Consider the following 14,101-nt stretch of genomic DNA (forward strand, 5'->3'; position numbering starts at 1 on the left):
ATGGGAACCTATATGGTAGAAGTATCAGAAGCAGTAAAGAGCTTTAAGGAAACGACTGCTTTAAATCAAGTGTCTGTGAAGTTTGAAACCGGCCGAATTCATGGAGTAATCGGACGGAATGGATCTGGAAAAACTGTTCTTTTCAAATGCATCTGCGGTTTCATGCAGCTTAATTCCGGTAGTATTCTAGTCAATGGCCATCCTGTGGAACCTGCGGCAGCTCAGGATATTGGCATTATCATTGAAGAACCTGGCTTCATTGGCTCACTCAGCGGGTTCAAAAATCTGAAGCTGCTTGCTTCTATAAGGCGTAGAATATCGGATGATGCTATTCGTGAAACCCTGGCGCGTGTAGGTCTTGATCCCAAGAGTAAAAAGCAGGTAAGGAAGTATTCGCTAGGCATGCGTCATCGGCTTGGTATTGCACAAGCCATTATGGAAAAACCGAAGCTACTAATTCTTGATGAACCAATGAATGGTTTGGACAAGCAAGGGGTTTTAGAAATCCGTGAAATGTTAAGAGGATTAAAGCAAGAAGGCATTACCATTATTTTGTCCTCTCATTATGCGGAGGATATTGAGGTGTTGTGTGATACCGTTTGTGAAATGGATGGAGGCGTATTAACACCTGTTAAGTAAATAGATAACACAGGATTTCGGATACGTGCTGTCTGAGAAATTTTAATTATGTTTTGCAGGATGTTTCTCCTTACAGTTGCTGTTGAAATCGTGAAATCTGAATAGGTAATATTATTAAAAGGAGATTTTATGATTTCAAAGGCAAACGCTTTGGCTAAAATAAAGGAATGGTTAAATGATTTGTTGTAGTAACATAGAAGGAGGATATCTTAGATTGGGATTAAAACCTTGCAAAGGGATATATCCATTTCCAAATATTCTTAAGTAAAGTATTTGATCTGGATAGATCAAATACTTTTTTGTTTTATCGGAATTTGTATTAAAGTAAATTGAGCTCTATGTTGATATTTGATAATCAGTTGTTCCAAAACAATGCCAACACGGGATGATTATCATCGGAACACATTATGTACAATTCTATTATATAATGAAAAAAACTGGACGACGGCAATCTGAACTTTGAATAATGAATTTGATAAATACAACGTGAAGGGTTATGTGTCAAAGTATATATTATGATTTATGATGGGTATATGACGTTAGAGGAGTGGTAATTTGAATCGGTATGTATTTTATCTGGCACTGTGTATCTTTATAATCGTTTTTTCATCGGGAGCACTTATTTATGGTTACTGGGATGCTGAACAGCCGCGGACCGGACCTGAGGGAGATGGCGATCATAGACCGTCTTTTTTAGATATACTCCCCATTATTGGCAGTCTATTTATAGGGATTTCAAATTTGCCAAGAGCAATTTCTCGATATCGTAACTATAAAAGGAACAAACCATAGTACGATATCATGCATCAGCAGATATGTGATCCTATAAAGCAGCACGCGTAATAATTTTCTTCAAAAACAAAATGATGATATGGACAAATCAAACATAACGCGGGCCTGAATAATCTCTGACTGCATTCGGAATATATAGAGGAGCATGAAAGGTTCTTCCCAGACACAAATCGTTGCCTTTTACTGTGATTGTAATCACAGGTTAAGAGAAGCGCCTTACGTATACTAAGGGCATATCGAATATTAGAAACGAGGCGATTACGATGCTAAACGCACATACGATAGCAGTCATTAAATCTACAGTACCTGTACTGGAAGTACATGGAACAACTATTACCAAGCGCTTCTACGAAACATTGTTCACCGATTATCCTGATCTGCTCCATATATTCAACCATGCCAACCAGAAACAGGGGAGACAGCAAGCGGCTCTGGCGAATGCAGTCTATGCGGCAGCGCTTCATATTGATCGACTGGAGAATATTATGCCGGTCGTCAAGCAGATTGCTCACAAGCATCGCAGCTTGGGGGTCAAGGCCGAGCATTATCCGATTGTCGGACAATATTTGCTGGCGGCAATAAAGGATACGCTCGGCGATGCTGCAACGGATGAGATTCTTGAGGCATGGGGGCAAGCGTATGGTGTTATCGCTGACGTGTTCATTCAAATAGAAGCAGAAATGTATAAAGATGCAGAACAACAAGCAGGCGGATGGTCTGATTTTCGGCCATTCTTGGTTAAGAAAAAAGCAGCCGAGGGAGATGTCATCACATCCTTCTATCTCGTCCCTCAGGATGGAGGCGAACTAGCGCAATTTGTGCCGGGTCAATATATTACCATTAAGGTTAATATTCCGGGAGAACGCTATACACATTTGCGACAGTACAGCCTATCGGATTCGCCGGATAAAGCTTATTATCGAATCTCTGTTAAACGAGAGGATGCAGCAGAAGGACGTCCAGCGGGCAAAGTATCTGTCTATTTGCATGAGCATGTGACAGAAGGTGACGTTGTATGGCTGTCTGCACCAGCAGGGGATTTCATCTTAAATCATGAGGAAAATAAACCAGTAGTCCTGTTAAGCGGCGGAGTGGGGCTTACCCCGATGGTTAGTATGCTTCATACGCTAATGGAGACCAACGGAGACAGAAAAGTAACGTTTATTCACGCAGCACGCAATGGACATGTGCATGCGATGCGCAAGGAAGTAGAGGATCTTGCTAAGCAGCATGATAAGCTGTCGGTTTACTGGTGCTATAAAGAGCCGACGGAACAAGATTATGCAGGGAATGCTTTCCACAAAGAAGGCTATATGGACTTGGAATGGCTAAAAAGCATAGCAGGAACGAAGGAAGCAGCCTTCTACTTCTGCGGTCCTCTGGCGTTTATGCGGACTATTAACAATGCGTTGAAGGAATGGGGCGTACCTGAGCAGGATGTGCATTATGAATTTTTCGGTCCGGCGGCTGCCCTCTGAGCACGTAACAGTCGATTAACGGTCTCTCGGCGCATTCCGATGAATTGTCCGATTTCATCCTGCGTTAGAATTTCGGTAAGCTCAGCAGTTCCGATATAAGTCTGGAACCATCGCTGCACCTTGAGCAGCTTATCTGCGGGGGTCAGCTCCGTAAGCTGGTCAATTCGCTGCTGCATCATCCGCAGCTTGTCTTGCAGTTGAAGAGCTAGGGGGCGGAACAGGTCCGGATGATGTTCCAGCTTCTCATACCATTCTGCTGCCGGCAGGATGTCGATCTTACTAGTAATAAGGGCAATGGCTGTACCGTAATAAGGGGCTGGGCTAATGAGTGAGTGATGGGGAATCGTCTCGCCCGGCGTAATGATATTAACGAGAAGCTGATGTCCGTCTTCATGCAGACGCACGATCTTCAGCAAGCCGCTGCTTAGATGGTAGAGCGGTCCCGTTTCACCTTGTCGGAACAGCGTCTCTCCTTTATGGATGATCATATGGGCAAGGGCCTCCAGTATAATAGCGAAACATCTGGATTAATCAGATGCTTCGCTTTTTGTCGATTATAGCATAGCGCAGGAGGAAATTCGCATCTAGATAGTGAATGTCCGCAGCTGTTTTAGAATGGAATAGATTTTGATAATGATTAATGTTATCATTTAAAAAGATGTATAGGATTGTAAATTTTATGGAGGTGCAAGATATGCTTATTCAAACTAGAACGATCCTTGTAGAGAAAGGAAATGCCGAGAAGGTTGTCGAGCGTTTCAGTGGAAACAGCCCGCTTCATGAGATGGAGGGCCTCGTTGATTATAGCGTAATGGTGAATAAGAACAACAAGGACAACGAAGAGGTTATGGTAATGATCCGTTGGGAGTCGCTCGATGCTTGGAAAAATTGGGAGAAAAGTGATGCCCATATTCAAGGCCATCGCGAAAAACGCGGGCAAGAAGCGCCTGGGTATATTATTAGCACGAACGTGAATATGTACGAGGTCGATAATATTAAGCAAGGAAAAGCAAGCAAATAATCAGGTTCTGCGTGTAAAAATAGTGTTCTGTCCAATACCGGCTCGCTGCTAGATTCATAATATATTGGAGTGATACAGTCAATCCAATATGATGAATACGACGGAGGGAATCATGCAGAAGGTCGCCTTTATAACAGGGATTACTGGGCAGGATGGCATGTATCTTGCCGAGCTGCTATTGGCCAAGGGCTATATTGTGCACGGACTTCGCCGCCGAAGCTCGCTAGCAAATACCGGAAGAATTGATCGGCTTGTTGAAACGGCGAACGCCTCGGAACTGACATTATTTCTTCATTACGGCGACTTGACGGATTCAACGAACCTAGTCCGTTTAGTTCAGCAGATTCAACCAGATGAAATATACAATTTGGCGGCTATGAGTCATGTGCATGTTAGCTTCGATGCACCAGAGTACACGGCGAATGCCGATGGAATCGGCACGCTTCGCCTGCTCGAAGCCATAAGATTGCTTGGCTTGTCGGAGAAGACGCGCATCTATCAAGCCTCAACCTCGGAGCTGTACGGACTTGTGCAGGCTGTGCCACAGAGTGAGACGACGCCATTCTATCCAAGAAGCCCTTATGCTGTTGCGAAGCTATATGGTTATTGGATTACCGTTAATTATCGGGAAGCCTATGGCATGTATGCCTGTAACGGTATTTTGTTCAACCATGAGAGCCCTGTTCGAGGGGAAACATTCGTTACTCGGAAGATCACCAGAGCGGTGGCTAGAATTGCTTCCGGCTTACAAGACACCATCGCGCTTGGCAATCTGTCGGCACAGCGGGATTGGGGTCACGCAAGGGATTATGTCGAGGCCATGTGGCGCATTTTGCAGCAGGATACGGCAGAGGATTACGTCATCGCTACGGGAACAACGACGGCAGTGCGGGAATTCGTACGGCTGGCTTTTGCGGAGGTAGGTATTGAGGTGGCTTTTCACGGAGAGGGAGCCGAGGAGTATGGCTACGTCGTGTCTTGCAGTGATTCTGCGTATCAACTCCCAGCAGGAAGTACAATCGTTCAGGTAGATCCTCGCTTCTATCGTCCTTCTGAGGTGGATCTATTGCTAGGCGATTCGACCAAGGCAAGAGAGCAGCTCGGCTGGCAGCCGGCAAGCAGCTTAGCGGATCTGGTTAAGGAAATGGTAGCAGGGGATCTGGAGGAGATAAGGCGAGTCGTTGATCTTCGCAAGCTGGGCTATCAAATCAGTCTGGATGCAGAATAATAGCAATTCACGAGTGCTAAGCACCAAAAGGTGATACAGGAATAATTCCTGTATCACCTTTTTTGGTATTGAAAAGCAAAATAAAAATGGCGCTGTTCCAAACGTTTGAATTAGGGAGCGGGAGGGGCAGGCGAACTCCTATGAGGTTAACTCACGTAGATGTGAGGGAAAGCACTTATAATTATGGCAGTTGGGGAGATTAGCTTGAATGTATGAGGTAAAGCTCATACCTCGGGAGGCTCCCCTCCTGAGCTATGAGGCTAGCCTCATACAACTCATATCTGAAGGGTACACCGGCCATTCGAATGAGGCTAGCTTCACACAATGGTGAGGGAGCTCGCAGTTGAAGAAACGTTATTTAAGTAAATTGAATTGGTGACTGTAACTGGCTGGAGTGAATGATTTGTTGCCAAATAGAGGTGTCATCCACCATATGCGAAGTACGGAGGTATTGCTCAAGAAGACGCTAGAAGCCAGAAATGGCGGTGCAGGAATAATCTCCATGCACCGCCATTTATCCATTTTTTGATCAAGTCATGGCAATGGACTGGACTGCTTGTCGGACAGCCCCTCAAAAGCTTGCCTTGGCTTAGCTATACGTCGCGCAAGCGCTCTTTAAGCCGACTGCTAATATACTGAACATCCTCTTCCGTGATGCCTCCGTAAGTTGGGACGTTAATTCCTTGTGCCGAAATTCGGTTGGCGACAGGGAATTGTTCTTTGGGCTGAAGATCCTTGTAGGGTGGAAGCACATGCATCGGGTAGAAGAATGGCCTTGTCTCGATACCATCCTGCTTGAGCAGCAGCATAAGCTGATTGCGCTCCGCTTCATTATAATCATGCATGACGGCGCTGAACATCCAATACACATTTTTAGCCCAAGGCTTCTGAACAGGCAGTGTAATGGAGCTGTCATTTTTTAATTGCTCATAGTAGAGCGATGCTGCCCTGATTCGTTCGCTCACATGCCATTCGACGTTCTCAAGCTGTGCGCAGCCAACAGCAGCCTGCAGGTTCGTTAGACGATAGTTATAGCCGACAACAGGGAACCAATATTTACGAACAGGATCAATGCCTTGCCCTCGCAGCGTACGCATCGTTCTAGCCAGATCCTCATCATTCGTCGTAATCATACCGCCTTCCCCAGTCGTAATAATCTTATTGCCGAATAGGCTGAAGGTTGCTGTATGCCCTAACGAACCCGTTCTGCGTCCTTTGTATTCTGCTCCGAGTGCTTCAGCGGCGTCCTCAAGAACGAATAGTCCATGCTTATCAGCAACCTCTTGAATAGCATCCATATCTGCGGGGTGGCCGTACACATGGACAGGGATGATGCCCTTCGTCCGAGGTGTAATTACACTTTCCAGAAGCTCAGGATTCATATTCCATGTATCTTCCTCACAATCGACAAAGACAGGCTTGGCACCGCAATAAACGACGGCATTGGCTGTAGCGATGAAGGTGAGTGTGGGGACGATAATTTCATCGCCTGGACCGACACCATGCGCCAGCAGCGCCAGATGAAGCGCTGTAGTGCCGTTGCTGCAAGAAATAGCAAATCTAGTGCCGCAATAGGCGGCAAATGCCTCTTCAAAGGCGGTAATATATTTTCCTGTAGAAGATATCCAAGTTGAATCGAGACAGTCCAACACATATTTTTTCTCATTTCCGTTTAGAACGGGAACGGCAACCGGATAAAATCTGTCTTTCAACATTATGCCTCCCTCCGAGTTACGTTCGTTCTTTGGCTGGCCATGCAGACTTGATGGCAGCAGGTACGCCTACAGCAAGCACATGATCAGGTATATTCCGGGTAACTACGGCTCCCGCACCGATCATGCACCCTTCCCCAATTTGTCTCCCATCAATGACGACGGTACCTGTACCGAGGAAGCTTGTATCGCCTACTCTAACGCCGCCGGATAGCGTACATCCGGGAGCAATATGACAAGCCTCGCCAATGTAGCCATCATGATCAACGCTGGCCTTCGTATTCACAATCGCATAGGAGCAAATTTGTGTATGAGGCTGGATGATACTGCCCGCCATAATGGCAATGCCCTTGCCAAGAATGACGCTAGGGGCGATATAAGCATGAGAGCTGATAGCATTAATAAGCTCGAAGCCCATACTCTGTGCGTGAATGGCAAGGTCACGGCGCTTGGCATTATTGCCGATAGCGACAAAAGCATGGCTTACGCCCTCTTCCTTCAGCATCGCTAGCTTATCATCACCGCCGATGACAGGAACGCCCAGCACGGAAGTGCCTGGCTCGTTGCCGATACAGCCGATAATTTCCACATGCGGATCGGAGCGCAGCATATCAAGAATCACTTTCGCGTGTCCACCTGCTCCAATAATGACCGTTTTGTTCGGAATGGAGTGAGTATGCAGCAAGTCAATCGGCTCCTTTGACAACAGGAATGAAAGATCAGAGCAGTTACTCTATGTATATTCATTAGGAATAAATTTGCTTCAAAATTTGCTAGACTGCTGTCTATTTTATGAAAAATGGTTGAAATCACTAAGCAGCAAGGGCTTCAGCCGTTGCTTTTTCTCACCGTGACAATACTCTAACTAGGAAGAAGAGGATTGGAGGCTGGGTATGAAACGCAAAGGAAACCGCAGAAAAGGTTCGGTTAAGCGCAGCTCGCGCAATCGACAAGCACGCAGTAAACGTCGCAAACATGCAAAGCCGAGGAAGCTGTCAAGAAGAAAAGGCAAGGGAAGACGATTGCGCGGAAAGAAATCGGTGCGGGCGAGAAAGAGAGGCAAGGGCGGACGTATGAAGACGGAAAAGTCCGACGCCTTGGATATAGCGCGATTAAAAGCGGATAATGCCGTGTTCAGACAAAGCCTCTCGCCGGGCAGTCGAATTATTCAATGGCTGCAGCCTGTATTTAAGCTGAGTACGGAAGATTTCTTGTGGGAATTGTATCGTCAGATTCTGCAAAGAGAGCCGGATCAAGCAGGGTTTGTTGCGCATAGAAAGCTGCTGGAGACGGGGACATCGCGGGCTGTAATTGCTGCTTCGTTAATTCAAAGCGGCGAAGCAGAAATTGTATTTGGCAGAAAACCATCAGGTGACAGCAACACCGCTGCTTACGTGATCCAGACGCTATACCCTGCCGCAGACCTTGATTTCATACATGGCATTCACGTCCATCTGGCAAACCGTGATCCAGACGGTGCCAAGATTGGTGACTATGTGGGGGCACTGCGTCAAGGGCAGACGAGGCGGGGATGGATCGCAAGTCTATTATTGACAGAGCAGGTACAGAACCTGCTTGAGGATGTGAAGCTGCCTGCCCCGGTTGAAGTAGGAAACTTGCGGACTGGTTATCAGCATATCGGCATATTCTTATGCTTCGGTTCACAGATTACGATGGATGGCGAAGGAATTGGGCGCTTTATCGTTCGTTTATCAGAAGGGCTGTTGTCATTGGAGCAGTCTTATACGGTGCATGTAGCGACGACCGAGGCGAATTACAGAGAAGTCATGAGCATCTATTCTAATCTGCTGGCCTTGCATCCTTCCCGCATACGGATCTATTCGACGGATAGTATGGATACAGTCAACCGAACGGTCCCTGCGGATGTCTGGATCGTACCGTATGTTGGCATGGCATTGGCCCAGTATTTGCATCGGCCGTTTATCGTATGTCTTCATGATTTGGTTTATCTGCACTTTCCTGATTTGTATGCAGGTGAGCAGGCACATTACCAATATCTTCACACGGTTGCACAAAAGGTGATCAACAGCGCGGCTGCCGTCGTATTTGATTCTGAATTTACCCGAAATCATGAAGGCTTGTCCTTCCTTGGATTGCCGTTGCATAAGACAGCTGTCGTAAGGTTTGCAGCACCTCGCGAGGAATATTCTTCCTTCGGGGTTCATGCGGAGGAACAATTCCGGCTTAAATATCGACTGCATGGTCCGTATTTAACCTTCCCTTCCGTGATCAGGCTTCATAAGAATCATGACAGGCTTATTGACGCCTTCCACCGGTTTAGATTGACTGAGGTTGGCAGAGCTTCTGGCTTGAAGCTGGTCTTTACGGATGATCTGAATAATCGGCCGCGGCAGCGGGAAATTAGTGCGGCTTTGAATGCGATTGGCGATCCTGATATTAAGTCGTCGATTCTGTTCATCGGTCGTCTGCCTTCTGCAGATCTTCCTTCGTTATATCGATATGCAGCAGGCACGATCGTACCGACTCTATTCGAGGGAAGCTGTCCATTTCCGATATTGGAATCCCTTCTGATGGAGACGCCAGTAGCTTTTGGAAGGCTGGACATTGTGCGGGAGGTCATATCCGATATGAGCAGCTTTGCCACCTTCAATCCACGTGATCAGCTAGAGATGGCGGATGCGATTAGGGTGCTGTGGGAGCAGGGCAAAGCCGTTGTTCCTTCACAGAAAGCAGCATTAGATGGCATTCTGCAAAGGAACTGGCTGCATGTAGCTAGAGATTACACGGTTATATTCGAGAATTTTGCGATGGCAGGGCTTTAATTCAAAGCCTTGCCATAATAACGCCAATATGTTTCCCTGAGTACCGCAACGTATCGTTTGGCAACGTCATCCCATGTCTGGGTAGGATCATTAATGCCCTTCATTGTAGACTCTTTATACGTTTGGTAATTAAGCAAAACATCATCAAGCGCTTGAACGATTGAATCTGGATTATGCGGATCGAACCAGGCAATCTTGGCGCTATGCCGGGACAGGTGCTCCCGCATGACCGGAATATCGGAGCATAGCACCGGGGTGCCAAGGCGCAGCGCTTCCTCAACCGGATAACTGCCGCCGCCCTCGGATAAGCTAGGCATTATGAGTGCTTTGGCGTTCTTGATTAGAGCAGGTATATCCTGATCGTTCACGAATCCGAGAGGGTATAGATCCGAATCGACTTGGAGATGATGGGTCTTCATCGTCGTGATAAGCGTAGGAATCCAGCTATGAGCTGGGGTAAAATCAGGAAACGGCTGGCGCAAGGTTTCGGTTAAATATCCGGTTAAGACTAACGGGTATTTTTTTCTGTCTTTAAAGCGTGCAAGAGCGAGCAATAGATTATTATGATTTTTATGAGGCGACGTGTTCGATGGATAAATAATATATTGCGGCGGTACTCTTAAGGCTATATCGCGAGAAAGCGTGTGTGAGAACCGCTGAGGAATCGGCGTTATGGCATGAGGGATGACATGTGCTGCAGCATTGCGATTGCCAAAATGCATAATAAGACGATTCTTAACATGCTGTGAGGATACGGCAACTGCCGTTACGTGATCCACCCATGTTTTGGATAACGTCCAATGCTGCTTTAATTGCTTCCCATCTAAAAATGGAGGTGCGAAGTCAAATAGGGTTGTATCGTGAAAGGTGCATAATGTCGGCCGATCAATCGCCTTGTATTCATGGGTATGAGGCCAGTAATAATAGACAACATCTACATTAGCCAGCAGATAAGAGGAGTCGGGGTGATCAATTAGTTTATCATGTTGGATGACTTCTACATTGCGAATTGCGTTCAGTTCACTAATATTTCTCATCATAGATTGGGGCGCTACTACGAGTCGTATATGTTCGACACCCGACTGCCTGGCCATTGCTGCTGTGAGGTTGTAAAGCAGACGCATTCCTCCGCCAATAGAGAAATTCGGGGTCCAAATCAGAATCTTCAACTTATTGCCCTCCTGTTAGTGGTCGATTTTGGTATAACTACAATATATGTCTACTAAATTTGGAATATGCTAGGTGATTGTTCGCGAAAGGCACTGCGAACCTAACCTAAATACCTAGAAGTTGAAGCACGCGTTCCAGCTTGTTGATGTCCACGATAATGTTGTCAGCGCCAACATTGGCTTTGGGAGGTGATTCGACCTCACAGACCATTTCGTAATACTGAACGCTGGCAAAGCTGCATAGCTTCCAAAAATAATTGTCTGCGAATGTTCGTGGAGCAAGCTCTACGAGGGCCGCGCCTGCCTCGCAAAAGGCAACGTTCGCGCTCCCGCTTCCGAATGGAGCGACAATTGTACGAGCGCTAGAAAATATGGCTACTTTCTCCTTGGTGGACAGTGGAGTAAGGGTGATTTTACGGAAGCCTTTCTTCTCTAGCAAGCGCATGACCTCATCCTCGTTAACGACGAATCTAGCCAAGGCATCATCACGAGTAATATAAATGCGTTCATAGCCCGGCATTTTCTTTATTTGTTGATCATGCTTCAATCGCTGATTAATATAATGCGAAGCCCAAGGCGGACATTTGCCCAGCATAAGCGGTACGGCAGGAACGAGGAGCCGAGAGGCCATAAGGTGGAAGTCTGGCTGCTCTACTTGAATGAGCTTATTGAGCGGAATGCCCAGCATCTCTAATGACTCGTAATGAAAAGGGTAGCACAGCTTGCCAATTAAATATTTATCAATGGGAATTCCGCTTTGCTCTAGCAGATGAAGCCGAGGCAGTAAGTCGAAGAACCAGTGACCGAATATATTTTGTGTGTTAATGCCAATAGATGGAAGATTCCAGCCCCATACGAGAGTAGCAATAGTCTCATCACGAAATTCAGGCTCTGGCAGCTTCTGTGATTCAATTAAAGGGCAATCAAGCTCCACATCCTGAAGTCGTTTGTTATCTGGCGTTACAACATAACAATTGCTTGTGACGACGCGCCCGTTCGGTACGACAGCAGTAAAGGCTTCTTCGAAATGGCATTCGGTTACCCAGCGCGGTGTATCGAGTCCTTTTATGGATTGAAGGTTAACCGTCTGCTTGGGATGAATCACTTTATAGAAGTAAGGTATCAGTTCCGGGGCTATTCCAGATGCTTTAATCCAATCGCTCGTCTTCGCATAAAACTCCTTCGGGATCGTGTACAAAGCGATCAACTCTCCTTCAATGTTAGTACGAAAAACCATCTACCGATTCGTATAATAAGCTGCCAAGCTTGTTTGCTGCTGCAATAAAGGTATGAAAGCATCAGGGCATCCTTTTGGAAACAGCACGCCTAGACCGTTGGAGTGTGTGAATTGCAGACGGGGATAGTCCCGCAATTTATCCCATAATAGATGAACGCCAAAGTCTGCCTGATAGACAGCTGTATCATGAAAAAGAATGATGCCGTTATCAGCTACCTTAGGCAGCCATGTGATCAGATCATGAAAGACGGCTTCGTAGGTGTGATAGCCATCAATATGAAGCAAGTCGATGGAGTTATTTGCAAAGTAAGAGACAGATTGATCGAAGGTGTTTCTAATCAGGGTGCCGATGCCAGAAAATTCACGACTGTTAAAGGAATGTACAGCTGTGTACATGTCCTTGTTTTCTTTTCCATATTGACCGGTGTGAGCATCTCCTACCCAAGTATCTATAGCAAAGCATTGGGTTGGCAGCAGACCGTCTTTGACCGCCTGGCAAAAACTGAAAAAGGATGTGCCATATAAAGTGCCCAGCTCCACGATTGTTCGTGGTTTTGCAAACCTTACGAGATCATAGGCAAAATGTCGATGACCCGACCAAGCACCCTCGGTCATATAGTTGTTCGGGATCTCGGGGGCGTAATCTGCCGCAAATCGCGGCTGGTGAAACTTCCATTGCATGCCAGTAACCTCCATCTGGAAGATAAAATACACAGAGCTAACCTATTCTATGTCTCTACTTGTTGATAGGATAGGGGCAATTATGCCAAGGAAAAAGGCACATTTCACGAAAAGAGGCTGAACGCTGTTTGTGCCTGACCGTACACTTGCCGTTACCCCCGCTAGAAGTGTACATAAACTGTCATAGACTATTTCAATAGATGCGGGGTGAATGGATGGCACGTGCGAGGAAGCCTGCAAGCAAAAGGAGGCGCAGCAGCCAGCGGTCAACAAAATCAATTGTGAAACGATCTTCCCGAATAAACAGACGCCGCCGTAAATCTGTTAGACATGGCGGCAGCCGACCGAGGAAGATGCTGCCAGGAGCAGTATATGGCGCGACGGCTGCTTGGCAAGCAGGCAGCTTAGCTGCGGAGAAATATCCGCTAGGTCCAGATCAAGATGAGCAACAGCATCTTCAGAAGCTATGGAACACATATAGGTCAAATGATAGCTTCTTGAGCAAATCCTATTTGCCGCTGATGAAGGCATTCATGAAAGGCTACTTCTCAGCTACCAATAGGAGCGCACCTGATTGGCTGCTGCTGCCAACTGGTAAATCAGTCGCAGCTGTCGTGCTGGCTATGAACGAGGAGAAGTCTATTCATGCAGCGGTAAGACAGCTGGAACGCATGCCGCTTGGCGAGATTGTTGTCATCGTGAATGGCTCAACGGATGCCAGCTTGGCAAGAGCCAGAGCAAGTGAGCGGGCCGTGCTTGTTCATTATCGTGAGGCACTTGGACATGATGTGGGAAGAGCCATCGGCGCAAAAGTCACGGTCTCGGATATCGTCTTGTTTGTCGATGCTGACATTCCGCTTGCGGCAGAGCAGCTGCTGTCTTTTATTAGTAAAGCGGATAAAGGGATGGATGTTGTTCTGAATGATTTGTCTCCTTTTATCGGGAAATTTGCGGCTTGGGATGAAGTAACGGTGATGAAGGAGTTTCTTAACCGCTCCTTGCAGAGAAGGGATCTGTCATTCAATTCACTGACAGCAGTCCCCCATGCCTTAACAAGGGAAGCGATTCGACGGATTGGCCCGGCTAATCTGGCTGTTCCTCCCAAGGCGCACGCTATTGCGCTTTACGAAGGATTGAAGGTCGGAATCGGCGGAAGTGTGGATGTTATCAAGTCCAATCGGCTGCGGAGCAGCAATACAGGTGACAGCAATCCTATGGCCCGCTTGATAAAGGGGGATCATCTCGAAGCGCTCGGATGGATGATTAGCAAGCAGCATCCCCGGCTTCTCTTAAAGGATAATGTGAGAGTACGCGACAAGATCGGGAAGGGAGTGAGTTAG

12 protein-coding genes are annotated in these 14,101 nt (G+C 46.8%); 6 read left to right on the forward strand and 6 right to left on the reverse strand.

Going from position 1 to position 14,101, the window contains the following annotated elements:
- Positions 1-639 (forward strand): ABC transporter ATP-binding protein, encoded by a 639-nt coding sequence (locus AC50YO_RS07310; RefSeq protein WP_494845153.1) that lies wholly within the window; start codon positions 1-3, stop codon positions 637-639.
- Between the two features lie 1,055 nt (positions 640-1,694).
- Complete coding sequence (hmpA, locus tag AC50YO_RS07315; RefSeq protein ID WP_494845156.1) at positions 1,695-2,909, forward strand: NO-inducible flavohemoprotein; 1,215 nt, start codon at positions 1,695-1,697, stop codon at positions 2,907-2,909.
- Here hmpA and AC50YO_RS07320 read toward each other — a convergent pair.
- Positions 2,876-3,397 carry a Crp/Fnr family transcriptional regulator gene (locus AC50YO_RS07320; protein WP_494845160.1) on the reverse strand — a complete coding sequence of 174 codons (522 nt, stop codon included), beginning with the start codon at positions 3,395-3,397 and terminating at the stop codon, positions 2,876-2,878. The genes hmpA and AC50YO_RS07320 overlap by 34 nt on opposite strands.
- 206 nt (positions 3,398-3,603) lie before the next feature.
- On the opposite strand from AC50YO_RS07320, the gene AC50YO_RS07325 reads away from it, so the two are divergent.
- Both AC50YO_RS07325 and gmd read left to right on the forward strand, forming a co-directional pair.
- Complete coding sequence (locus AC50YO_RS07325; protein ID WP_494845164.1) at positions 3,604-3,930, forward strand: antibiotic biosynthesis monooxygenase; 327 nt, start codon at positions 3,604-3,606, stop codon at positions 3,928-3,930.
- Between the two features lie 112 nt (positions 3,931-4,042).
- Complete coding sequence (gene gmd, locus AC50YO_RS07330; protein WP_494845329.1) at positions 4,043-5,158, forward strand: GDP-mannose 4,6-dehydratase; 1,116 nt, start codon at positions 4,043-4,045, stop codon at positions 5,156-5,158.
- 593 nt (positions 5,159-5,751) lie between these two features.
- On the opposite strand, the gene AC50YO_RS07335 is transcribed toward gmd, so the two are convergent.
- Both AC50YO_RS07335 and AC50YO_RS07340 read right to left on the reverse strand, forming a co-directional pair.
- Entirely contained in the window at positions 5,752-6,873 is a 1,122-nt protein-coding gene (locus AC50YO_RS07335) for a DegT/DnrJ/EryC1/StrS family aminotransferase (RefSeq protein WP_494845165.1), read from the reverse strand.
- 16 nt (positions 6,874-6,889) lie between these two features.
- Positions 6,890-7,555, reverse strand: coding sequence for an acetyltransferase (locus tag AC50YO_RS07340; RefSeq protein ID WP_494845166.1), 666 nt, complete (start codon positions 7,553-7,555; stop codon positions 6,890-6,892).
- Between the two features lie 208 nt (positions 7,556-7,763).
- On the opposite strand from AC50YO_RS07340, the gene AC50YO_RS07345 reads away from it, so the two are divergent.
- Positions 7,764-9,674 (forward strand): DUF4214 domain-containing protein, encoded by a 1,911-nt coding sequence (locus tag AC50YO_RS07345; protein WP_494845170.1) that lies wholly within the window; start codon positions 7,764-7,766, stop codon positions 9,672-9,674.
- Here AC50YO_RS07345 and AC50YO_RS07350 read toward each other — a convergent pair.
- The 3 genes from AC50YO_RS07350 to AC50YO_RS07360 all read right to left on the reverse strand — a co-directional run bounded on the left by AC50YO_RS07350 (position 9,671) and on the right by AC50YO_RS07360 (position 12,761).
- Positions 9,671-10,843 (reverse strand): glycosyltransferase family 4 protein, encoded by a 1,173-nt coding sequence (locus AC50YO_RS07350; RefSeq protein ID WP_494845175.1) that lies wholly within the window; start codon positions 10,841-10,843, stop codon positions 9,671-9,673. The genes AC50YO_RS07345 and AC50YO_RS07350 overlap by 4 nt on opposite strands.
- 106 nt (positions 10,844-10,949) lie before the next feature.
- Positions 10,950-12,080: a glycosyltransferase family 61 protein gene (locus AC50YO_RS07355; protein WP_494845179.1), complete on the reverse strand. Its 1,131-nt coding sequence runs from the start codon at positions 12,078-12,080 to the stop codon at positions 10,950-10,952.
- Positions 12,081-12,761 (reverse strand): class I SAM-dependent methyltransferase, encoded by a 681-nt coding sequence (locus AC50YO_RS07360; RefSeq protein ID WP_494845182.1) that lies wholly within the window; start codon positions 12,759-12,761, stop codon positions 12,081-12,083.
- 281 nt (positions 12,762-13,042) lie between these two features.
- Here AC50YO_RS07360 and AC50YO_RS07365 point away from each other — a divergent pair, with 281 nt between their 5' ends.
- A complete protein-coding gene (locus tag AC50YO_RS07365) occupies positions 13,043-14,101 on the forward strand; it encodes a glycosyltransferase family 2 protein (RefSeq protein WP_494845187.1) in 1,059 nt (352 codons plus the stop codon).

The organism is Paenibacillus sp. J22P59 (assembly GCF_059383895.1).